The organism is Pseudomonas sp. GM18, from assembly GCF_000282195.1.
In the GTDB taxonomy this organism is placed as follows: Bacteria; Pseudomonadota; Gammaproteobacteria; order Pseudomonadales; family Pseudomonadaceae; genus Aquipseudomonas.
On record NZ_AKJT01000113.1, the window covers coordinates 1 to 21,250 of the forward strand.

The 21,250-nt window shown below is 60.7% G+C and carries 19 protein-coding genes; 10 read left to right on the top strand and 9 right to left on the bottom strand.

The window, feature by feature from the left end; all coding sequences use genetic code 11:
* Nucleotides 1-91 precede the first annotated feature (91 nt).
* From trkA to def, 4 genes are all read right to left on the bottom strand, one after another.
* Nucleotides 92-1,465 carry a Trk system potassium transporter TrkA gene (trkA, locus tag PMI21_RS02710; protein ID WP_007941504.1) on the bottom strand — a complete coding sequence of 458 codons (1,374 nt, stop codon included), beginning with the start codon at nt 1,463-1,465 and terminating at the stop codon, nt 92-94.
* A gap of 21 nt (nt 1,466-1,486) precedes the next feature.
* On the bottom strand, nt 1,487-2,797 hold the full coding sequence (gene rsmB, locus PMI21_RS02705; RefSeq protein ID WP_007941505.1) for a 16S rRNA (cytosine(967)-C(5))-methyltransferase RsmB: 1,311 nt from the start codon (nt 2,795-2,797) through the stop codon (nt 1,487-1,489).
* The gene (gene fmt, locus PMI21_RS02700; protein WP_007941506.1) at nt 2,794-3,753 is read right to left on the bottom strand and encodes a methionyl-tRNA formyltransferase; all 960 of its coding nucleotides are present in this window, start codon (nt 3,751-3,753) and stop codon (nt 2,794-2,796) included. The genes rsmB and fmt overlap by 4 nt, the downstream gene beginning before the upstream one ends.
* 70 nt (nt 3,754-3,823) lie before the next feature.
* Nucleotides 3,824-4,330: a peptide deformylase gene (def, locus tag PMI21_RS02695; RefSeq protein WP_007941507.1), complete on the bottom strand. Its 507-nt coding sequence runs from the start codon at nt 4,328-4,330 to the stop codon at nt 3,824-3,826.
* Nucleotides 4,331-4,499: 169 nt separating this feature from the next.
* Here def and PMI21_RS02690 point away from each other — a divergent pair, with 169 nt between their 5' ends.
* The 3 genes from PMI21_RS02690 to PMI21_RS02680 all read left to right on the top strand — a co-directional run bounded on the left by PMI21_RS02690 (nt 4,500) and on the right by PMI21_RS02680 (nt 7,325).
* A complete protein-coding gene (locus PMI21_RS02690; protein WP_007941508.1) occupies nt 4,500-5,525 on the top strand; it encodes a LysM peptidoglycan-binding domain-containing protein in 1,026 nt (341 codons plus the stop codon).
* 81 nt (nt 5,526-5,606) lie between these two features.
* Nucleotides 5,607-6,713 carry a DNA-processing protein DprA gene (gene dprA / locus PMI21_RS02685; RefSeq protein ID WP_007941509.1) on the top strand — a complete coding sequence of 369 codons (1,107 nt, stop codon included), beginning with the start codon at nt 5,607-5,609 and terminating at the stop codon, nt 6,711-6,713.
* Between the two features lie 54 nt (nt 6,714-6,767).
* Nucleotides 6,768-7,325: an L-threonylcarbamoyladenylate synthase gene (locus tag PMI21_RS02680; RefSeq protein WP_007941510.1), complete on the top strand. Its 558-nt coding sequence runs from the start codon at nt 6,768-6,770 to the stop codon at nt 7,323-7,325.
* A gap of 97 nt (nt 7,326-7,422) precedes the next feature.
* On the opposite strand, the gene PMI21_RS02675 is transcribed toward PMI21_RS02680, so the two are convergent.
* Nucleotides 7,423-8,400, bottom strand: a complete 978-nt coding sequence (locus tag PMI21_RS02675; RefSeq protein WP_007941511.1) for an NADPH:quinone reductase — start codon at nt 8,398-8,400, stop codon at nt 7,423-7,425.
* A gap of 180 nt (nt 8,401-8,580) precedes the next feature.
* Here PMI21_RS02675 and hemF point away from each other — a divergent pair, with 180 nt between their 5' ends.
* Both hemF and aroE read left to right on the top strand, forming a co-directional pair.
* Nucleotides 8,581-9,495, top strand: a complete 915-nt coding sequence (hemF, locus tag PMI21_RS02670; protein ID WP_007941513.1) for an oxygen-dependent coproporphyrinogen oxidase — start codon at nt 8,581-8,583, stop codon at nt 9,493-9,495.
* A gap of 13 nt (nt 9,496-9,508) precedes the next feature.
* Nucleotides 9,509-10,330, top strand: coding sequence for a shikimate dehydrogenase (gene aroE, locus PMI21_RS02665; RefSeq protein WP_007941514.1), 822 nt, complete (start codon nt 9,509-9,511; stop codon nt 10,328-10,330).
* Between the two features lie 121 nt (nt 10,331-10,451).
* On the opposite strand, the gene PMI21_RS02660 is transcribed toward aroE, so the two are convergent.
* The 3 genes from PMI21_RS02660 to betC all read right to left on the bottom strand — a co-directional run bounded on the left by PMI21_RS02660 (nt 10,452) and on the right by betC (nt 14,644).
* Nucleotides 10,452-12,020: a SulP family inorganic anion transporter gene (locus PMI21_RS02660; RefSeq protein WP_007941515.1), complete on the bottom strand. Its 1,569-nt coding sequence runs from the start codon at nt 12,018-12,020 to the stop codon at nt 10,452-10,454.
* 160 nt (nt 12,021-12,180) lie between these two features.
* The gene (gene choX / locus PMI21_RS02655; RefSeq protein WP_007941516.1) at nt 12,181-13,113 is read right to left on the bottom strand and encodes a choline ABC transporter substrate-binding protein; all 933 of its coding nucleotides are present in this window, start codon (nt 13,111-13,113) and stop codon (nt 12,181-12,183) included.
* A gap of 16 nt (nt 13,114-13,129) precedes the next feature.
* Nucleotides 13,130-14,644 carry a choline-sulfatase gene (gene betC / locus PMI21_RS02650; RefSeq protein WP_007941517.1) on the bottom strand — a complete coding sequence of 505 codons (1,515 nt, stop codon included), beginning with the start codon at nt 14,642-14,644 and terminating at the stop codon, nt 13,130-13,132.
* A 114-nt stretch (nt 14,645-14,758) separates the two neighbouring features.
* On the opposite strand from betC, the gene PMI21_RS02645 reads away from it, so the two are divergent.
* A complete protein-coding gene (locus PMI21_RS02645) occupies nt 14,759-15,709 on the top strand; it encodes a choline sulfate utilization transcriptional regulator (RefSeq protein WP_007941521.1) in 951 nt (316 codons plus the stop codon).
* Nucleotides 15,710-15,714: 5 nt separating this feature from the next.
* Here PMI21_RS02645 and PMI21_RS02640 read toward each other — a convergent pair whose 3' ends face one another.
* Nucleotides 15,715-16,380, bottom strand: a complete 666-nt coding sequence (locus PMI21_RS02640; RefSeq protein ID WP_007941522.1) for an NAD(P)-dependent oxidoreductase — start codon at nt 16,378-16,380, stop codon at nt 15,715-15,717.
* Nucleotides 16,381-16,463: 83 nt separating this feature from the next.
* Here PMI21_RS02640 and PMI21_RS02635 point away from each other — a divergent pair, with 83 nt between their 5' ends.
* From PMI21_RS02635 to PMI21_RS02620, 4 genes are all read left to right on the top strand, one after another.
* Nucleotides 16,464-16,790, top strand: coding sequence for a DOPA 4,5-dioxygenase family protein (locus tag PMI21_RS02635; RefSeq protein ID WP_007941525.1), 327 nt, complete (start codon nt 16,464-16,466; stop codon nt 16,788-16,790).
* Nucleotides 16,791-17,184: 394 nt separating this feature from the next.
* Nucleotides 17,185-18,492: a CitMHS family transporter gene (locus PMI21_RS02630; RefSeq protein ID WP_007941528.1), complete on the top strand. Its 1,308-nt coding sequence runs from the start codon at nt 17,185-17,187 to the stop codon at nt 18,490-18,492.
* A gap of 86 nt (nt 18,493-18,578) precedes the next feature.
* Nucleotides 18,579-19,349, top strand: a complete 771-nt coding sequence (locus tag PMI21_RS02625; protein ID WP_007941529.1) for a TerC family protein — start codon at nt 18,579-18,581, stop codon at nt 19,347-19,349.
* 210 nt (nt 19,350-19,559) lie between these two features.
* On the top strand, nt 19,560-21,218 hold the full coding sequence (locus PMI21_RS02620) for a Na/Pi cotransporter family protein (protein ID WP_007941530.1): 1,659 nt from the start codon (nt 19,560-19,562) through the stop codon (nt 21,216-21,218).
* The last annotated feature ends 32 nt before the right edge of the window (nt 21,219-21,250 follow it).

Consider the following 21,250-nt stretch of genomic DNA (forward strand, 5'->3'; position numbering starts at 1 on the left):
GGAATGCAGCCCGGGACGCTCTGCGTCCCATTCAAAGCCGAACGCGGAGCGTCCGTTGAGGCATTCCCACGCAGAGCGTGGGAACGATCAGTTAGAAGAAGCTCAACCCCACATGAAACAGCTTCTCCACATCCCGAATATGCTTCTTGTCCACAAGGAACAGAATCACATGGTCGCCGGTTTCGATCACCGTGTCGTCGTGGGCGATGATCACTTCTTCGTCGCGGATGATCGCGCCGATGGTGGTGCCCGGCGGCAGGCCGATGTTTTCGATGGCCTTGCCGATCACCTTGCTCGACTTCGCATCGCCGTGGGCAATCGCCTCGATGGCTTCCGCCGCGCCCCGGCGCAATGAGTGCACGCTGACGATATCGCCGCGGCGAACGTGGGCCAGCAAAGTGCCAATGGTCGCCAGTTGCGGGCTGATGGCGATGTCGATGTCGCCACCCTGGATCAGGTCGACGTAGGCCGGGTTGTTGATGATCGTCATCACTTTCTTCGCACCCAGGCGCTTGGCCAGCAGCGAAGACATGATGTTGGCTTCGTCGTCGTTGGTCAGGGCGAGGAAAATATCGGCGTCGGCGATGTTTTCTTCCAGCAGCAGATCCCGGTCCGAAGCACTGCCCTGCAACACCACAGTGCTGTCGAGATTATCCGAGAGGTAGCGGCAGCGGGCCGGATTCATCTCGATGATCTTCACCTGGTAACGGCTTTCGATGGCCTCGGCCAGGCGCTCACCGATCTGCCCGCCACCGGCGATGACGATGCGTTTGTAGCTTTCATCGAGGCGGCGCATTTCGCTCATCACCGCGCGAATATTCGCTTTGGCGGCGATGAAAAACACTTCGTCGTCGGCCTCGATCACCGTATCGCCCTGGGGCAGGATCGGCCGGTCACGACGGAAAATCGCTGCGACGCGGGTTTCGACATTCGGCATGTGTTCGCGTAACTGGCGCAGTTGCTGGCCCACCAGCGGTCCGCCGTAGTACGCCTTGACCGCCACCAGTTGCGCTTTACCTTCGGCGAAGTCGATCACCTGCAATGCGCCCGGATGCTGGATCAAACGTTTGATGTAGTTGGTAACGACTTGCTCCGGACTGATCAGCACGTCGACCGGAATCGCTTCGTTATCGAACAGTTCGGTACGGGTCAGGTACGCGGCTTCGCGGACCCGGGCGATCTTGGTGGGGGTGTGAAACAGGGTGTGAGCGACCTGACAGGCGACCATGTTGGTTTCGTCACTGTTGGTCACGGCCACCAGCATGTCGGCGTCGTCGGCACCGGCCTGCCGCAGTACGGTTGGCAGCGAACCGCGACCCTGCACGGTGCGGATGTCCAGCCGATCACCGAGGTCGCGCAAGCGTTCGCCATCGGTGTCAACCACGGTGATGTCGTTGGCCTCGCTGGCCAAGTGTTCTGCCAGCGAACCGCCGACCTGCCCTGCGCCGAGGATGATGATCTTCATCCAGTCACTCCCTTAACCCGGTTAACCGCGCGCGGCGGCAATCTTGATCAGCTTGGCGTAGTAGAACCCGTCGTGGCCGCCTTCCTGGGCCAGCAACTGGCGACCATGGGGCTGCTTGATGCCGGCCGTTGTGGCGAGGTCCAGTTCACGGGCGCCCGGCGTGCGGGCGAGGAACGCTTCGATGACTTCAGTGTTTTCGGTCGGCAGCGTGGAACAGGTGGCGTAAAGCAGAATGCCGCCCACTTCCAGAGTTATCCACATGGCGTCGAGCAGTTCGCCCTGAAGCACCGCCAGTGCGGCGATGTCGTCGGGTTGGCGGGTCAGTTTGATGTCCGGGTGACGGCGGATCACCCCGGTGGCCGAGCAGGGCGCGTCCAACAGAATGCGCTGGAACGGTTTGCCATCCCACCAGGTGGCGGTGTCGCGGGCGTCGGCGGCGATCAGTTCGGCGCTCAGGCCCAGGCGTGCGAGGTTTTCCCGCACCCGCACCAGACGCTTGGCTTCCAGATCCACGGCCACCACGCCGGCCAGTTTGGGCTCGGCCTCAAGGATGTGGCAGGTCTTGCCGCCCGGTGCGCAGCAGGCATCCAGCACCCGTTGGCCTGGCGCCAGGTCCAGCAGATCGGCGGCCAATTGAGCGGCTTCGTCCTGCACGCTGATCCAGCCTTCAGCGAACCCAGGCAGGCTGCGTACGTCGGCGGCGGCGTCGAGAATGATGCCGTCGCGACTATAAATGCAGGGCTTGGCGGCCACGCCAGCGTCACTCAGCAAGCCAAGGTAAGCGTCGCGAGTGTGATGACGACGGTTGACCCGCAGAATCATCGGCGGGTGCGCGTTGTTTGCCGCGCAAATGGCTTCCCACTGCTCGGGCCAGAAGGCTTTGAGGGATTTTTGCAGCCAGCGCGGGTGGGCGGTGCGCACCACCGGGTCGCGTTCCAGCTCGGCCAGCAACGCTTCGCTTTCCCGTTGGGCGCGGCGTAGCACGGCGTTGAGCAAGGCTTTGGCCCACGGCTTTTTCAGTTTGTCGGCGCAACCGACGGTTTCGCCGATGGCGGCGTGGGCCGGGACGCGGGTGTAGAGCAGTTGATAGAGACCGACCAGCAACAGCGCCTCGACATCGGCATCAGCGGCCTTGAATGGCTTTTGCAGCAATTTGGCCGCCAGCGCCGACAAACGCGGCTGCCAGCGGGCCGTGCCGAATGCGAGGTCTTGAGTGAAGCCGCGATCGCGGTCTTCGACCTTGTCCATTTGTGTCGGCAGAGAACTGTTGAGTGAGGCTTTTCCGTTAAGAACTGCAGCAAGTGCCTTGGCGGCGGCCAGACGTGGGTTCATTGAGCGTCTGCCGTTTGACCGAGGACGGTGCCGACGGCGAATTTCTCACGACGGCTGTTGAACAAGTCGCTGAAGTTCAGTGCTTTGCCGCCAGGCAATTGCAGACGGGTCAGGCACAGCGCCTGTTCACCGCAGGCGACGATCAAGCCGTCCTTGCTGGCGCTGAGGATTTCTCCCGGCGCTCCCTGCCCTTCGGCCAGGCTTGAAGCCAGCACTTTCAGCGCTTCGCCGTTCAGCGTGCTGTGGCAGATCGGCCATGGATTGAAGGCGCGAACCAGACGCTCCAGTTCAACCGCCGGGCGGTTCCAGTCGATGCGCGCTTCGTCCTTGTTCAATTTGTGGGCATAGGTGGCGAGGCTGTCGTCCTGCACTTCGCCTTGGAGAGTGCCCGCAGCCAGGCCGGCAATCGCCTGAATCACGGCCGGTGGGCCCATCTCTGCGAGGCGATCGTGGAGGCTGCCGCCGGTGTCTTCGGCGCTGATCGGCGTGGTGACCTTGAGCAGCATCGGCCCGGTATCGAGGCCGGCTTCCATGCGCATCACGGTCACGCCACTTTCACTGTCGCCCGCTTCAACGGCACGCTGGATCGGCGCCGCACCGCGCCAGCGTGGCAACAAGGAGGCGTGGCTGTTGATGCAACCCAGGCGCGGAATATCCAGCACTACTTGCGGCAGGATCAGGCCGTAGGCGACCACCACCATCAAATCCGGCTTCAGCGCGGCCAGTTCTGCCTGAGCGTCTTCGTTGCGCAGGGTTGGCGGTTGCAACACCTGAATGTTGTGCTCCACAGCCAATTGCTTGACCGGGCTCGGCATCAGCTTCTGCCCACGACCGGCCGGACGGTCCGGTTGGGTGTAGACCGCAACGATCTCGTAAGGACTGCCCAGCAGGGCCTTGAGGTGTTCGGCGGCGAATTCCGGGGTGCCGGCAAAGACAATGCGCAGTGGCTCAGTCATGGAAGCTCTCAATTGCAAAGCATCTTGAAAAGAAAAAGGCTTGCCGCGGCAAGCCTTTGAAAGAAGGGCATCAAGCGTTCTGGCGGTGGAGCTTTTCCAGTTTCTTCTTGATCCGGTCGCGTTTGAGCGTGGACAGGTAATCGACGAACAACTTGCCGTTGAGGTGGTCGCATTCATGCTGAATGCACACGGCGAGCAGGCCTTCGGCAATCAGTTCGTAAGGCTGGCCGTCGCGGTCCAGGGCCTTGATCTTGACCTTTTGCGGGCGATCGACGTTTTCGTAGAAGCCCGGCACCGAGAGGCAGCCTTCCTGGTACTGGCCCATCTCGTCGGTCAGGGTTTCGAACTCGGGGTTGATGAACACCCGCGGTTCGCTGCGGTCTTCGGAGAGGTCCATCACGACGATACGTTTGTGCACGTTGACCTGGGTAGCGGCGAGGCCGATGCCTGGCGCTTCATACATTGTTTCAAACATATCATCGACCAACTGACGCACTTCGTCGTCCACTACGGCCACTGGTTTGGCGATAGTGCGCAGGCGCGAATCGGGGAATTCGAGGATGTCTAAAATGGCCATAAGCTTAATTGCTGCACGTGTGAGGTAAAGTCGGGTCGATGGCCTGGCGAGTCCGAAGATGCAGGCTACCGTTGTGAACGTAGCTTCCGGCTTTTCAATAATGAGCCGGAGGCGAGCCACGAGGGCTCTGGCGTTTCACGCGAACGTACATAATAAAGGGATTCACCGCATGAGGAAATCACTACTCGCCTTGCTCCTTCTGGCCTCGGCCGGTTTTGCGCACGGGCAAGTGCAACTCAGGGAAGGTTTTCCACAGCAATACACCGTGGTGGCAGGGGATACACTCTGGGACATTTCCGCCAAATACCTGCGTGAGCCGTGGCAGTGGCCGCAGCTTTGGCAGGCCAATCCACAGATCGAAAACCCCAATCTCATCTATCCCGGCGATACGCTGTCGCTGGTCTACGTCAATGGTCAGCCACGCCTGACCCTCAATCGCGGCGCTTCCCGGGGCACCATCAAGCTGTCGCCACGAGTCCGCAGTTCGCCGGTGGCCGACGCCATCCCGAGTATTCCGCTGAAATCGATCAATAGCTTTCTGTTGAGCAATCGCATCGTCGACAAGGTCGAGGATTTCGACAAGGCGCCCTACATCGTTGCCGGCGATGCCGAACGGGTGCTCAGCGGCACCGGCGATCGAATATTCGCGCGCGGCCATTTCGACCCGGCACAACCGGTGTACGGCATCTTTCGTCAGGGCAAGGTCTACATCGATCCGCAGAGCAAGGAGTTTCTGGGGATCAACGCCGACGACATCGGCGGCGGCGAGGTCATTGCCACTGAAGGCGACGTCGCCACCCTGGCCCTGCAACGCACCACTCAGGAGGTGCGACTCGGCGACCGGTTGTTCAGCGGCGAAGAACGCTCGATCAATTCGACCTTCATGCCCAGTGCGCCCACCACCGAGATCAATGGCCTGATCATCGATGTACCGCGTGGGGTCACCCAGATTGGCGCGCTGGATGTCGTCACGCTGAACAAAGGGCAGCGCGATGGCCTGGCCGAAGGCAATGTGCTGGTGGTGATGAAAACCGGTGAAACCGTGCGTGACCGGATCACCGGTCAGCCCTTGAAAATCCCCGACGAACGGGCCGGCCTGCTGATGGTTTTCCGCACCTACGACAAGCTGAGCTACGGGCTGGTGCTAAACGCATCGCGCTCCCTGGCGGTGATGGACAAGGTGCGAAATCCTTAAACACGCTCCACAAGTTACCAACAGAGTTATCCACAGCTTATTCCCGATTCGACGGGACTTTATAACGATCAAGGATGATCCATGTCGCTGTCTGCCTGTACGTCCGTTTCCCCTGCGGAACTGGAAGCCCGTTTACGCCTGCACCTTTTGCCCGAGCTCGGCCCGGCACGTTTCAAGAAGTTGCTTGAAGCCTTCGGCTCTGCCTCCAAAGCCATCAGCGCACCAGCCAGCGCCTGGCGCTCGTTGGGCTTGCCCCTCGCTTGCGCGCAGGCCCGGCGCTGTAGTGAAATTCGTGATGGCGCCAGCTACGCATTGGCTTGGCTAGAGCGCCCGGGCCAGCATTTACTGATGTGGGACCAACCTGACTACCCCGCGCTGCTGGCGCAAATCAGCGATGCGCCACCGTTGTTATTCGTCGCGGGCGATCCGGGTATTCTGGAAAAACCGCAGTTGGCGATGGTCGGCAGCCGTCGCGCGTCACGACCAGGCATGGACACCGCCACCGCGTTTTCCCGCAGTCTGGCCGGCGCCGGTTTTGTCATCACCAGCGGTCTGGCCCTGGGCATCGATGCCGCCGCGCATCAGGCGGCTCTGGACGTTGGCGGGCAAACGGTCGGGGTGCTTGGCACGGGGCTGGAAAATTTTTATCCACAGCGCAATCGACGACTGGCGGACGCCATGATCGCCTCGGGGAGCGCGGTCCTTTCGGAGTTCCCGCTGGACGCCGGCCCTTCCCCCAGCAACTTCCCCCGGCGCAATCGAATCATCAGCGGTTTGTCCCTTGGCGTGCTGGTGGTCGAGGCAAGTGTCGCCAGCGGTTCATTGATCACCGCGAGGCTGGCGGCGGAACAGGGGCGTGAGGTGTATGCGATTCCAGGGTCGATCCACCACCCTGGCGCAAAGGGCTGTCATCAACTGATCCGCGACGGCGCGGTGCTGGTGGAAACCATCGAACACATCCTCGAAGCTTTGCGCGGCTGGCAACGGCTGCCGTTATCCACAGAAACGCCGCAAACGACGGTGACGCATCCACTGCTCATATTGCTCCACGCGGCGCCCCATACCAGTGAAGCCTTGTCGGTCACCAGCGGCTGGGCCTTGTCGAAAGTGCTGGCAGCGCTGACGGAACTGGAGATGGACGGCCGGGCGGTCTGTGAGAGCGGCCGATGGTTTGCGCGGGTAAACTAGGTTTTATAAGGAAGATCGGTAAACTGCGCAGAGCCTTATTCCGGAGAGTTTTTCATGGTTAACAGTTGGCGTGTGCAACAAGCCGCACGAGAAATTCGCGCCGGGGCGGTCATTGCCTACCCAACCGAAGCTGTCTGGGGCCTGGGTTGCGACCCGTGGAACGAAGAGGCGGTGGATCGGCTGCTGCTGATCAAGGGCCGGTCTGTGGATAAGGGCCTGATTCTGGTGGCCGACAATATCCGTCAGTTCGACTTCCTGTTCGAAGACTTCCCGGAGTTGTGGATGGACCGCATGGCCAGCACCTGGCCGGGGCCCAACACCTGGCTGGTGCCGCATCAGAATCTGTTGCCCCAGTGGATTACCGGTGTGCATGAAACAGTGGCGTTGCGGGTCAGCGATCACCCTGTGGTGCGGGACTTGTGTGCGTTGGTCGGCCCGTTGGTGTCGACCTCGGCCAACCCTCAGGGCCGGCCAGCGGCACGGACGCGGATTCGCGTGGAGCAGTATTTCCGGGAGCAGGTTGATTATGTGCTCGGTGGCAATCTGGGCGGGCGCAAGAATCCGAGCGTGATTCGTGATCTGGCGACGGGGCATGTGGTGCGCCCGGACTGAGACCGCGTCATCGTTCTTCGCGGGCAAGTCGGATCGCCGCACCGCTCGCTCCAGATATCACCGTCTGTAGGAGCGAGCGGTGCGGCGATCCAGGCCCTCAAGGCAACAGAATCGTCGAGCCAGTCGTACGCCGCGCCGACAACTCGGTCTGCGCCTTCGCCGCTTCAGCCAGTGGATACCGCTGGCTGATGTCCACCTTCAGCTTGCCGCTGATGATCATCTCGAACAGTTCATCAGCCATGCGTTGCAGGTTTTCAGCATTGTTGGCGTAGGTCGCCAGGGTCGGCCGGGTCACGTACAGCGAACCCTTGGCCGCGAGAATCCCCAAATTTACCCCATCGACTGCGCCTGAAGCGTTACCAAAGCTCACCACCAACCCCCGTGGTGCAACGCTGTCGAGCGATGTCAGCCAGGTATCTTTGCCTACACCGTCGTACACCACCGGGACTTTTTTACCGTCAGTCAATTCCAGCACGCGTTGTGCGACGTTTTCATGGCTGTAATCGATGGTCGCCCAGGCACCATTGGCTTTCGCCAGGGCGGCTTTTTCCGCTGAACTGACCGTGCCGATCAGCTTCACGCCCAAGGCCTTGGCCCATTGGCAGGCCAGAGACCCGACGCCGCCGGCCGCGGCGTGAAACAGAATGGTTTCGCCGCCCTTGAGTTCATACGTCTGACGCAGCAAGTACTGCACGGTCAGGCCTTTGAGCATCACGCCGGCGGCTTGTTCGAAGCTGATGGCGTCTGGCAGCTTCACCAGATTGGCTTCCGGTAATACGTGAACGTCGCTGTAGGCGCCCAACGGGCCGCTGCCGTAAGCCACGCGATCGCCAACCTTGAAGCGGGTGACTTCGCTACCGACTGCGTCGACCACGCCCGCGCCTTCGGCGCCCAGGCCCGATGGCAGGGCTGGCGGCGCATAAAGGCCACTGCGGTAATAGGTGTCGATGAAGTTCAGGCCGATGGCCTTGTTGGTCACGCGTACCTGTTGCGGGCCGGGCTCGGCGGGTTGGTAATCCACGTATTCGAGCACTTCGGGGCCGCCATGGGCGCGGAACTGGATACGCTTTGCCATCTGCTCTCTCCTTAGGTCTTGGCTTCTAGAGTTGTAGCGCCAAGCGCCCTATCGAACTCCCAAGCTTGATCTTCGTCAACTGCGGCAGGCTCGTCTGCGATGTTATGCTACGGACCCATTTGCGCCGGCCCCCCGCTCTGATGGAGCGCCGCGTAGCTTTGCCCGATTCAAGGTGATGCCATGACTACCCGCACCGAGGCCGTAAAAGCCTACCTGCTCGACCTGCAAGACCGCATTTGCGCTGCCCTGGAAGCCGAAGACGGCGGCGCGCATTTTGTCGAAGACGCCTGGACCCGGCCCGCCGGCGGTGGCGGTCGCACCCGGGTGATCGAGAACGGCGCAGTCATCGAAAAGGGCGGCGTCAACTTTTCCCACGTGTTTGGCAGCGGTCTCCCGCCGTCCGCCAGTGCTCATCGGCCGGAACTGGCCGGTCGAGGCTTCGAAGCCCTGGGCGTGTCTTTGGTGATTCACCCGCACAACCCGCATGTGCCGACGTCCCACGCCAATGTGCGCTTTTTCATCGCTGAAAAAGAAGGTGAAGAGCCGGTCTGGTGGTTCGGTGGCGGCTTTGACCTGACCCCTTATTACGGCAATGAAGAAGACTGCGTGCACTGGCACCGCGTTGCCGAACAGGCCTGCGCGCCGTTCGGTCCGGATGTCTACCCGCGTTACAAGGCCTGGTGCGACAGTTACTTCCACATCAAGCATCGCCACGAGCCACGGGGTATCGGTGGCCTGTTTTTCGATGATTTGAACGAGTGGGATTTCGACACCAGCTTCGCTTTCATGCGCGCCATCGGCGACGCGTATATCGACGCGTACCTGCCGATCATGCAGCGCCGCAAAAACGATGCGTTCACTGCCAAACAGCGTGAGTTCCAGGAGTTTCGCCGTGGCCGTTACGTCGAATTCAACCTGGTCTATGACCGCGGCACGTTGTTCGGCCTGCAATCGGGCGGGCGTACCGAGTCGATTCTGATGTCGCTGCCGCCGCAAGTACGCTGGGCCTACGACTGGAAGGCCGAGCCGGGCAGTGAAGAAGCGCGCCTGACCGAATACTTCCTGCAAGACCGCGATTGGTTGGCCAAGGCCTGAACGAGGAGTTCTGATGGACCGTTATGTCGTATTCGGTAACCCGATCGGCCACAGCAAGTCGCCGCTGATCCACCGTCTGTTCGCCGAGCAGACCGGGCAGAAACTGGACTACAGCACCTTGCTGGCGCCCCTCGACGATTTTTCCGGCTGTGCGCTGGAATTTTTCCGCGAAGGCCGTGGGGCGAATGTGACGGTACCATTCAAGGAAGACGCCTATCGCCTGGCGAACAGCTTGACCCCGCGGGCGCAGCGGGCCGGCGCGGTGAATACCCTGAGCAAACTGGCCGATGGCAGCCTGCTGGGCGACAACACCGATGGCGCCGGGCTGGTGCGGGACCTGACGGTCAACGCCGGATTCAGCCTCGCGGGCAAACGCATCCTGCTGCTGGGTGCCGGTGGCGCGGTGCGCGGCGCGCTGGAGCCGCTGCTGGCGGAGCAACCGGCGTCGGTGATCATTGCCAACCGCACGGTGGAAAAAGCCGAATTGCTGGCGCAATTGTTTGCCGATCTGGGGCCGGTGTCGGCCAGCGGTTTCGATTGGCTGCGCGAGCCGGTGGACCTGATCATCAACGCCACGTCTGCCAGTCTGTCAGGCGATGTACCGCCGATTGCCGGCAGTTTGATCGAACCGGGCAAGACGGTGTGCTACGACATGATGTACGGCAAGGACCCGACCTCGTTCTGCCGCTGGGCCAGTGAACATGGGGCTGCTGTGTCGATGGATGGCTTGGGTATGTTGGCCGAGCAGGCGGCGGAAGCTTTCTATCTGTGGCGCGGTGTGCGCCCGGATACGGCGCCGGTGCTGGCCGAACTTCGCCGGCAACTGGCGCTGTAACCCTTGTAGGAGTGAGGCTTGCCCGCGAAGGTAACGCCGCGGTTTTTCAGAAATACCGCGTCATCGTTCTTCGCGGGCAAGTCGGATCGCCGCACCGCTCGCTTCTACAGGGGGCAATGTTTCAATCCTCAAAGCGGATCGGGCATTTCTCCGCGCCTTCCAGCTTCCTCAATTCCTCCACCACCTGCGGCCGTGCCCGGCGCAGGGTCAGGCTGCGATCCTGGCGCAGCAGCCGTCGCGCTTCCTGGTGCAGCATTTCCACACCCGAATAGTCGATGAAGTTGATCTGCTGCGCCTCGATCACCACCCGCGCGCCGTGCATCCGTTGCAGGCGCACTTGCAGGTAATGGCTGGCGCCGAAAAAGATCGAACCGCCGACCCTCAGAATGTCTTCGTCGCCATCACGCCAGTGCTGCACCCGTGGCTGAGAGGTGCGTTTGAGGTAGAAGAACAACGATGCCAGCACCCCGGCGTAGATCGCCGTTTGCAACTCCAGCAACAGCGTGGCGACACAGGTCAGCGCCATGACCAGAAACTCGGCACGGCTGACTCGCAACAAGGCGCGAATGCCGCGATGGTCCACCAGACCCCAGGCGATCAGCAAAATGCTGCCGGCCATGGCCGGGATCGGGATGTGCGCGATCAACGTCGCACCGAAGATCGCGAACAGCGCCACCCACAACGCCGAAAAAACGCCCGACAGTGGCGAGCAGGCACCAGCGTCATAGCTCAGGGCCGAGCGGGTGAAGGAACCGGCTGACAGCGAACCGGAAAAAAACGCCCCGACCATGTTCGAGAAACCCTGGGCACGGACTTCTTGATTAGCGTCGAGCAACTGCTGCGAGCGGGCCGACAAGGAGCGGGCAATCGACAGGCTCGTCACCAGCCCGAGCATGCCGACCGCCACCGCGCTGGGCAGCAGGCGCAATATCAGGTCCAGATCCAGCGGCAGCGAGCTGAAAGGCGGCAGCCGCCCGACAAACGCGCTGACCAGCTTCACATGACCGAACATCGCCGGCCACAGCCATACCAGCAAACCGCTCAGGGCCAGAGCGATCAACAGCGTCGGCCAGCGTGGCACCAGCAGTTTCAGCACGATGCCAACCACGACCGTTGCCAGGCCCAGCAGCAGCGAGGGTTTGTCCACTTCGCCGAGATGGTTGAGCAGCATCATCAAACTGTTCAGCGCCGTGGCCTGGTTGGGCACATCCAGCCCCAGCAGGTTCGGCAGCTGCCCGATGGCAATCACCACTGCCGCGCCGAGGGTGAAGCCGAGCACCACCGAGTGCGAGACGAAATTCACCAGGGCGCCGAAACGCAGCAACCCCAGCAGCCACTGGAAAATGCCCGCAAGGAAGGTCAGAAGCAGGATCAGCGTGACGTAGTCCTGCGACGCAGGGACGGCCAGAGGACTGACGCTGGCGTACAGGACGATGGAAATGGCCGCCGTAGGACCGCAGATCAAATGCCACGACGAACCCCAGAGACAGGCAATCAGCACCGGGATGATGGCGGCGTACAGGCCATATTCCGGTGGGAGACCGGCGATCAGGGCGTAGGCAATCGATTGTGGCAACGCGAGAATCGCGCCGCTCAGGCCGACGATCAGGTCACGACCGACGCTGGCGCGGGTTTGCCGGGGCAACCAGGTCAGGAAGGGAAAGAGTGAATGGCGGCTGGGGAAGGCCATGGGTCCTCTCGGGCGGGATTTTTCGAAAGAGTAACAGGACCGACGCTGATCGTTCCCACGCTCTGCGTGGGAATGCCGCCATGGACGCTCTGCGTCTGCTTCGGGATGTGACGCGGAGCGTCACGGGATGCATTCCCACGCGGAGCGTGGGAACGATCAACTACAACTTGGCTTTGACCGCCGGCAGAGCATCCTTGCCGTCCACGGTCTTCACGCCCTCCAGCCATTTATCCAGCACCACCGGGTTGGCCTTGATCCACGCCTTGGCCGCGTCGGCATTGCTGACCTTTTTGTTCACCACTTCGGCCATGATGCTGTTCTCCATTTCCTGGGTAAAACTCAGGTTGGCGAGCAGCTTGCCGACGTTCGGGCAGGCCTGTGCATAACCTTTGCGGGTCAGTGTATAAACGCTGCCGGTATCACCGAAGTACTTCTCGCCGCCCTTCAGATAATGCATTTTCAACTGCACGTTCATCGGGTGTGGTGTCCAGCCGAGGAAGGTCACGAACTTCTGTTTCTTCACCGCGCGGGACACTTCGGCCAGCATCGCCTGCTCGCTGGATTCGATCAGTTTCCATTGACCCATGTCGAAGTCGTTCTTCTTGATGATCTCTTGCAGCGAAATGTTCGCCGGGGCGCCGGAGCCGATGCCATAGATCTTCTTGTCGACTTCTTTTGGGTGTAGCTCGGCGTACTTGTTCAGGTCATTAAAGTTATGCACACCCGCGTCCCAAACGTAATCCGGGACTGCCAGAGTGAATTCGGTGCCATCGAGGTTCTTCGCCAGTTGAGTCACGTCGCCGTTGGCCACGAACTTGTCGTAGAAGCCTTGCTGCGCCGGCATCCAGTTGCCGAGGAAGACGTCCACCTGGCCATCCTTCAGACCGCCAAAGGTGATCGGCACCGCCAGCGTGTCGACCTTGGCCTTGTAGCCCATGCCGTCCAGCAGAAACCCGGTGATGGCGTTGGTGGCGGCGATGTCGCTCCAGCCAGGGTCGGCCATTTTCACCGTTTCGCAGCTTTGCTCGGCGTAGGCCGAGGCGCTGCCCAGAGCCAGAAGCCCGACTGTCAGTACTGTGGATAACTTTTGCATGGACGTCCCCTTAACATTATTGGTTTTGGCAGGGTTGTGGATAACGGGCTTTACGCTCCAGATCGTCGAGGTCGATGTGGTTGCGCATGTACTGCTGACTGGCGTCCACCAGCGGCTGGTGATCCCAGCTCTTCAGCTTGCCGATGGTCAGGGCGTCGGCGACGAAACGCCGGCGGCGCTGACTGGCGAGCACCTGTTGGTGGATCGCCGGGATATTCCATTTGGCCCGTGCTTCGGCGAGAAAATCCTCGAACAGCTGACGATGTAGCGGCGAATGGCTGAGTTCTTCCTGTTCACGCGGGTCGTTGTGTACGTCGAAGAGCAGGCAAGGATCGTCTTCGCTGTAGATGAATTTGTAGGCGCCGCGCCGAATCATCATCAACGGGCTGATGGTGCCTTCGGCCATGTATTCGCCGAACACCTCGTCGTGACCGCCCTGCCCTTGCAGATGCGAAACCAGCGAGCGGCCGTCCAGCGGCAGGCCCGGCTCCAATGAGCCGCCGGCCAACTCCACAAAGGTCGGCAGCAGGTCGGCGGTGGATACCGCAGCACTGACGCGGCCGGCGCCGAATTGCCCCGGCGCACTGATCAGTAGCGGTACACGGGCGGCCATTTCGTACCAGTGCATTTTGTACCAGAGCCCGCGCTCGCCGAGCATGTCGCCGTGGTCACCGGAGAATACGATGATGGTGTCGTCGATCAGCCCGGTTTCCTCGAGTGTTTGCAGGAGTTTGCCGACGTTGCTGTCGATATAGCTGCACGCACCGAAATAGGCACGGCGCGCGTCGCGAATCTTATCCACAGGCAGCGGCTTGTCCCACAGGTCATAGACTTTGAGCAGGCGCTGGGAGTGAGGATCGAGTTCATCCTGTGCGGGTGTTTCCGGCAAAGGAATGTCGGCGTCGTCGTACAGATCCCAGAAAGCCTTGGGAATCGTGTACGGGTCGTGTGGGTGAGTCATCGACACGGTCAGGCAGAACGGCTGATCGCCATCCTCGCGGATGTGATCGAACAGGTATTGCCGGGCCTTGAACACCACCTCTTCGTCGAAATCCAGCTGATTGGTGCGCACGCAGGGCCCGGCTTGCAGCACCGACGACATGTTGTGGTACCAGGTCGGACGCACGTCCGGCTCGTCCCAGTTCACTGCCCAACCGTAGTCGGCCGGGTAGATGTCGCTGGTCAGGCGTTCTTCATAGCCATGCAACTGGTCGGGGCCGCAGAAGTGCATTTTGCCCGACAGCGCGGTGCGATAGCCGAGACGTCGCAGGTAGTGGGCATAAGTCGGAACGTCGGCAGGGAAATCGGCCGCGTTGTCATAGGCGCCGATCTTGCTCGGCAACTGACCGCTGACCAGGGTGAAACGTGACGGTGCGCAGAGCGGGCTGTTGCAGTACGCGGCGTCGAACACCACGCCTTGGGCGGCGAGGCGGCTCAGATTCGGCAGTTTGATGGGCGAAGGGCCGTAGAACGGCAACATTGGCGCGGCCATTTGATCGGCCATGATGAAAAGAATATTTTTGCGCTTCATGTGATCGCGGCATTCCATAGTGGATGTTTATGCGAGAGTGCTGTGATCGAGCATGCAACCCATAAAATTTGTGGTAAAGCCCCTGCCAGGCAATGACTAGGATAAGCACAGCTTATGTATGACGCCCTCGGTGATTTGTCTCTGGACCTGCTGCGTGCCTTTGAAGCCGCGGCCCGCCAGCGCAGTTTCACTGCCGCTGCAGTGGAGCTCGGCACCACGCAACCGGCCATCAGTCAGCAGATCAAACGCTTGGAAGAACAGCTCGCTACACGGTTGTTCGACCGTATTTATCGCGGTATCGAATTGACCGAGGCTGGCGCGATTCTGTTTGAGCAAGTTCAGCTTGGTTTACAGAATATCGATGCAGGATTGAGCTCGATCAGTGCACAGCAGCAACACGAGGTGTTGCAGGTGGCCACCGACTTCGCCTTCGCCGCGTACTGGCTGATGCCGCGTCTGCACCGCTTCCATACCGCCAACCCTCAGGTGGACGTCAGCCTGGTCACCAGCGAGCGCAGCCACAACATGCTGCGCACTGATATCGATGTGGCGGTGCTGTTCGGCGATGGCCGGTTCAAGCAAGGCGAGAGCCATTGGTTGTTCAGTGAAGAAGTGTTTCCGGTGTGCAGCCCGCTGCTCTTGAAGGACCGTCCCCTGCCCCTGCCGGCTCAGTCATTGCTGGAGTTTCCGCTGCTGCACCTGCGGGGTGAACACAGCAGCAACTGGTTCGACTGGAGCGGCGTGTTTCGCGAGCTGGGGATCACGTCGGCGCCCGCCCCGGGGCAACTGCGCTTCGATAATTACACCTTGCTGATTCAAGCGGCGATTGGCGGCCAGGGCGTTGCGATCGGCTGGCGGCACCTTGTGGATAACTTGCTGGCGCAAGGTTTGTTGTGTCGGCCGATTGCCGAGACGGTGATTTCCAGGCTGGGTTATTACGTGGTCCTGCCCCAGCGCAAACGGCGTGGGGCGTTGATTCAAACGTTTGTGGATTGGTTGATGGCGGAACAGGCCAGCAGTGCGCAATCACTTAACGGTCTTCCTTTGCCATCCATTGCGGTATGAGGGCTTTACGGTTCCGAAGTCGCGACAAAATTCACATGCTCCCCGACATGCAAATTCAGCCATAACTCATCGGCAATCCCGACGGCAACGCGGTGCAACCGTTCCAGCGGTTCAGCCAGGCCGAGTTCCAGGCTCGTACTGATGTGACTGAAATGCTCGATGGACAGCCCCGGCACACCACGAGGAGCATTCACCAGGGTCCAGTGCAATGGGCAGCTTTGCAGAGCCTCGCGGATTTCTTCGGCGGCGTGGCGTTGTAATGGGTCGTCTATCTCCGGATCGTCCAGCACCTCGAAATCACCCACCAGAAACAGCCGGGAGATGCCTGCGGCCTGCATGCCGTCGATCAGTGCATCCACCGCCAGCACTTGCTCGACCGGGCCGGGCACGATGGATTTCTCGACATGTTCACTGCTCATCGGCAACCCCGGTGCATCGAGCAGGCAGATCACCGCCGAACAGCCGGCCACGCTCTGCTTGACCCGCTTGGCATCGAACAGGTCGCCGGCCTTGGTGCGCAATCCGGGGCGTGGCGCTAGTGCTGTCAGGTCGTCGAGAATCGCGATCACTTCATGTTGGCGCCGCAGCATTTCCGCCATCAGCGCACTGCCCAGGCTACTCATGGCACCATAAAGCACTACCTTGACTACCGGGGTTTCGGCATTTTTCATGGCTGTGCTCCGAACGTCCTGCCTATATAACGTAAGACCTGTGGGGAACGGTGTGGGTTCGACCAGGTTCAAAGGGGTTTCAGATGCAACAGATCAAGGGCTACCACGCCCATGTCTATTTCGACGCCAACACCCTCCCGCAGGCCCGGGCCTTGTGTGAGCAGGCCGCGCAATTGTTTCCACTGAAGATGGGCCGCGTGCACGAGCGCCTGGTCGGCCCGCATCCGGACTGGAGTTGCCAATTGGCCTTCGAGCCGCAATACCTTGGCGAGGTGTTGCCGTGGTTGGCGCTCAATCGCAAGGGGTTGGTGGTGTTCCTGCACCCGGATACCGGCAACGATCTGCTCGACCACACCGAACACGCGATCTGGATGGGGGCGATCCGGCCGCTGGACCTGTCTGTTTTCTGATCAGAGTTGTTCTTCGGCCTCGCCGGTCGGCAAATCGAGCAATGGCAGTGGGCGATATCCTGCATGGGTTCGCCCATGTCTTGCTCCTGACCCCGTATCTATAGACTTTAAACCCGGCCGACGACCGGTCGTACATTCGCTCAATGCTTTCATCCGCGAAAGCTGGCTGAAAGCTTCCCCGATTAGGATCGCCCCACTGCCGGCAAAAGACCGGTTGGCCAACGCGAGTGTTTTATCGCCCGCCCGGCCCATTTAACAACAACAATGGTGATTCTGATGTCCGCTCCTATCCGCCTCTTCGCTGCAACTCCGCCCGTACGTTTTGTGCTTCCCGTTCTGCGCTGACCCCATCGGTTCGCCCATTCCCTAGCCGCGCTACGCCTGGAGTATTCCTATGCTGACTTTCCTTGGCTTTGCCATGGTCATCACGTTCATGTTCCTGATCATGACCAAGCGCCTGTCCGCGCTGATCGCCCTGATTATCATCCCGATCATTTTCGCCCTGTTCGGCGGTTTCTCGCCGAAGATCGGCCCGATGATGCTCGAAGGCATCACCAAACTCGCGCCGACCGGCGTGATGCTGATGTTCGCCATTCTCTACTTCGCTCTGATGATCGACTCCGGCCTGTTTGACCCGGCCGTGCGCAAGATCCTCAAACTGGTCAAGGGCGACCCGTTGAAAGTGTCGGTCGGTACCGCCGTACTGGCACTGATCGTGTCCATGGACGGTGATGGCGCCACCACTTACATGATCTGCGTGGCCGCCATGCTGCCGCTCTACAGCCGCATCGGCATGAGCCCGCGGATCATGGCCGGTCTGATCATCCTCGCCGGTGGCGTGATGAACATGACCCCTTGGGGCGGTCCGACCGCTCGTGCGGCCAGTGCGCTGCACGTGGACCCGTCCGCGATCTTCGTGCCGATGATTCCGGCGATGCTGGCCGGCGTGGTGGCGATTCTGGCGATTGCCTACGTCTACGGTAAACGTGAGCGTGCGCGTCTGGGTGAACTGCATCTGGTCGGTGATGAAATCGACCACAGCGAAATCAGCGTTTCGCAGTTCCCGGATGCCCGTCGTCCAAAGCTGATCTGGTTCAACGGCGCGCTGACCCTGGCACTGATGGGCACTTTGATCGCCGGCCTGTTGCCGCTGCCAGTGCTGTTCATGGTGGCGTTCAGTATCGCGATGATCGTCAACTATCCTTGCCTGCAACAGCAGAAGGACCGCGTTGCGGCCCACGCCGGTAGCGTGTTGGCGGTGGTCGGGTTGATCTTTGCCGCAGGTATCTTCACCGGTATCCTGACGGGCACCGGCATGGTCGACGCCATGTCCAAGAGCCTGCTGGCGGTCATCCCGGATTTCCTCGGCCCGTATCTGGCCGTGATCACTGCGCTGGTGAGCATGCCGTTCACGTTCTTCATGTCGAACGACGCATTTTATTACGGCGTGTTACCAGTACTTGCCGAAGCCGCCAGTCATTACGGTATAACCGCGGTAGAAATGGCACGTGCCTCGATCGTCGGTCAGCCCGTCCATTTGCTGAGCCCGCTGGTACCATCGACCTACCTGTTGGTGGCCCTGGCCGGTATCGAATTCGGTGACCATCAGCGGTTCACCCTGAAGTGGGCAGTGCTGGTTTGCCTGTGCATACTGGCGGCAGCCTTGCTGATGGGGATTTTTCCGCTGTTCAGCACGCTATAAGCCCAAGACTCACCATGACGGGTCCAGGCTTTGCTGTTTGAAGCCTGGGCCCTTCGTGGTTTAAACACATCCTCAAAGGAATACACATGGAATGGCTGACCAACCCTGAAATCTGGGTTGCCTTCTTCACCCTGACTGCCCTGGAGATCGTCCTGGGCATCGACAACATCATCATGATCTCGATCCTGGTCAGCCGCATGCCCAAGCACATGCAGGCGCGCACCCGGATCTTCGGCCTGGCGCTGGCCATGGTCACGCGGATTCTGTTGCTGCTGTCGATCACCTGGGTCATGCGCCTCACCTCCGATCTGTTCGAAGTGTTCGGCCAGGGTATTTCCGGGCGTGACCTGATCCTGTTCTTCGGTGGTCTGTTCCTGCTGTGGAAAAGCTCGCAAGAGATGTACCACGCGCTGGAAGGCGAAGACGAAGGCGGCGACGAGGTTTCAGGCAAGGGCGGCAATTTCTTCTACACCATCATCCAGATCGCGATCATCGACATCGTGTTCTCGCTCGACTCGGTGATCACGGCGGTGGGCATGGTTTCCCACGTGCCGGTCATGGTCGCGGCGATCATCGTTGCCGTGCTGGTGATGATGTGGGCCTCGGGCACCATCAGCGAATTCATCGACAAGCACCCGTCGCTGAAGATGCTGGCGCTGTCGTTCCTGCTGCTGGTCGGTACCGTGCTGATTGCCGAATCCTTCGACGTGCATTTGCCAAAAGGCTACGTCTACTTCGCCATGGCGTTCTCGTTGGCGGTGGAAGCGGTCAACATCAAGATGCGCACCGCGATGATGAAAAAGAAGAAGCTGCAGCAAGAGCCAGTGAAACTGCGCAAGGATGTTCCGGGCCAATAACCCGAACACCCTGCTGTGACAAAGGGGCCTTCGGGCCCCTTTGTCATGTCCGCATCAAACTGTTTTTATGACAGTTTTGTTTCAATCGCTGCTTTAGCTATGCGATGCTGGCGTCCAGACCGTTAGCCAACTACAGCTTAAGTACAAAACGTAAAAAACGCGGTACCGTCAACTTGCCCCACTGGGGCGCTACCACCACAGGGGGCCTGTATGCTCACCCTGCTCAATTTGTTATCGGCCGTGGCCTTGTTGATCTGGGGCACGCACATCGTCCGAACCGGCATCCTGCGGGTTTATGGCTCCAACTTGCGCCACGTGATCGGCCAGAACATGTCCAGGCGCTGGCTGGCGTTTATCGCCGGGATCATGGTGACCGCCATGGTCCAGAGCAGCAACGCCACCGCCATGCTCGTCACCTCGTTTGTCGGTCAGGGCCTGATGGCGCTGACCCCGGCCCTGGCGACCATGCTCGGCGCCGACGTCGGTACCGCGCTGATGGCGCGGGTACTGACCCTCGACCTGTCGTGGTTGTCGCCGCTGCTGATCTTCCTCGGGGTGATTTTCTTCCTGTCGCGCAAGCAGACCCGGGTTGGGCAGATGGGCCGGGTCAGTATCGGTCTGGGGCTGATCATTCTGGCGCTGCAACTGATCGTCGAGGCCGCCGCGCCGATCACGCATGCTCAGGGGGTGAAGGTCATTTTCGCCTCACTGACCGGCGACATCCTGCTCGATGCGTTGGTCGGCGCGCTGTTCGCGATGATTTCCTACTCCAGCCTCGCCGCCGTCCTGCTGACCGCAACCCTCGCCGGTGCCAATGTGATCAGTCTGCCCGTGGCCATTGGCCTGGTGATCGGCGCCAACATCGGCAGCGGCATTCTCGCTTTCCTCAGCACCAGCATGCAGAACGCCGCTGGCCGTCAGGTGGCGTTGGGCAGCCTGTTGTACAAACTGATTGGTCTGCTGCTGATCATTCCGGTGCTCGATCCGCTGGTGCACTGGATCGACAGCTTCGACTTCAGCGCTCAGGAAATGGTCATCGGCTTCCACCTGCTCTACAACACCACACGTTGCCTGATCCTGCTGCCCAGCGTCGGGCCGATGGCCAGGCTCTGTGCGTGGTTGCTGCCAGAGCGGCCGGACATCAACGGCACGGCCAAACCGCGGCATCTTGACCCGACAGCGTTGGTGACCCCGAGTCTGGCGCTGGCCAATGCCGCCCGGGAAACCCTGCGCATCGGCGATCTGGTCGACAGCATGCTCGAAGCCATGCTCGCCGTGCTGCGCGGCAAACAGACAGCCGTTACCCAGGAAATCCGGCGCCTGACCGATGATGTCGAAGCGCTCTACAGCGCCATCAAACTCTATCTGGCGCAAATGCCCCGCGAAGACCTCAGCGAACAGGACAGCAAACGTTGGGCGGAAACCATCGAGCTGGCGATCAACCTGAAACTGGCCAGCGACGTGATCGAACGCATGCTGCGCAAGGTTCAGCAGCAGAAAACTTCGCAGCGCCGGTCGTTTTCCGAGGTCGGTCTGGAGGAGTTGGCGGGGCTGCACAGCCAACTGATTGCCAACCTGCGCCTGGGGTTGTCGGTGTTCCTCAGTTCAGACCCGGAAAGTGCTCGCCAGTTACTGCGGGAGAAACGTCGCTTTCGCGCACAGGAACGCCGCCTGGCCCACGCTCATGTCAGTCGTTTGCACCGTAAGATTGTGCAAAGCATCGAGACCAGTTCGTTGCACCTGGAGCTGATCGCCGACATGAGACGCCTGAATTCACTGTTTTGCAGCAGTGCCTATGCGGTGCTGGGTACTTCGGACACCGGTGCTCTGGCGGTCGACGATTTGGCTGACATCACTCATTCACCCTGAACGTCCACAGTTGCCTGAAGTCTGTTGTACTT

Bases quoted from the DNA above. Each gene is read 5' to 3' on its own strand.
- trkA (WP_007941504.1), bottom strand. From the start codon at position 1,465: ATGAAGATCATCATCCTCGGCGCAGGGCAGGTCGGCGGTTCGCTGGCA.
- rsmB (WP_007941505.1), bottom strand. From the start codon at position 2,797: ATGAACCCACGTCTGGCCGCCGCCAAGGCACTTGCTGCAGTTCTTAAC.
- fmt (WP_007941506.1), bottom strand. From the start codon at position 3,753: ATGACTGAGCCACTGCGCATTGTCTTTGCCGGCACCCCGGAATTCGCC.
- def (WP_007941507.1), bottom strand. From the start codon at position 4,330: ATGGCCATTTTAGACATCCTCGAATTCCCCGATTCGCGCCTGCGCACT.
- PMI21_RS02690 (WP_007941508.1), top strand. From the start codon at position 4,500: ATGAGGAAATCACTACTCGCCTTGCTCCTTCTGGCCTCGGCCGGTTTT.
- dprA (WP_007941509.1), top strand. From the start codon at position 5,607: ATGTCGCTGTCTGCCTGTACGTCCGTTTCCCCTGCGGAACTGGAAGCC.
- PMI21_RS02680 (WP_007941510.1), top strand. From the start codon at position 6,768: ATGGTTAACAGTTGGCGTGTGCAACAAGCCGCACGAGAAATTCGCGCC.
- PMI21_RS02675 (WP_007941511.1), bottom strand. From the start codon at position 8,400: ATGGCAAAGCGTATCCAGTTCCGCGCCCATGGCGGCCCCGAAGTGCTC.
- hemF (WP_007941513.1), top strand. From the start codon at position 8,581: ATGACTACCCGCACCGAGGCCGTAAAAGCCTACCTGCTCGACCTGCAA.
- aroE (WP_007941514.1), top strand. From the start codon at position 9,509: ATGGACCGTTATGTCGTATTCGGTAACCCGATCGGCCACAGCAAGTCG.
- PMI21_RS02660 (WP_007941515.1), bottom strand. From the start codon at position 12,020: ATGGCCTTCCCCAGCCGCCATTCACTCTTTCCCTTCCTGACCTGGTTG.
- choX (WP_007941516.1), bottom strand. From the start codon at position 13,113: ATGCAAAAGTTATCCACAGTACTGACAGTCGGGCTTCTGGCTCTGGGC.
- betC (WP_007941517.1), bottom strand. From the start codon at position 14,644: ATGAAGCGCAAAAATATTCTTTTCATCATGGCCGATCAAATGGCCGCG.
- PMI21_RS02645 (WP_007941521.1), top strand. From the start codon at position 14,759: ATGTATGACGCCCTCGGTGATTTGTCTCTGGACCTGCTGCGTGCCTTT.
- PMI21_RS02640 (WP_007941522.1), bottom strand. From the start codon at position 16,380: ATGAAAAATGCCGAAACCCCGGTAGTCAAGGTAGTGCTTTATGGTGCC.
- PMI21_RS02635 (WP_007941525.1), top strand. From the start codon at position 16,464: ATGCAACAGATCAAGGGCTACCACGCCCATGTCTATTTCGACGCCAAC.
- PMI21_RS02630 (WP_007941528.1), top strand. From the start codon at position 17,185: ATGCTGACTTTCCTTGGCTTTGCCATGGTCATCACGTTCATGTTCCTG.
- PMI21_RS02625 (WP_007941529.1), top strand. From the start codon at position 18,579: ATGGAATGGCTGACCAACCCTGAAATCTGGGTTGCCTTCTTCACCCTG.
- PMI21_RS02620 (WP_007941530.1), top strand. From the start codon at position 19,560: ATGCTCACCCTGCTCAATTTGTTATCGGCCGTGGCCTTGTTGATCTGG.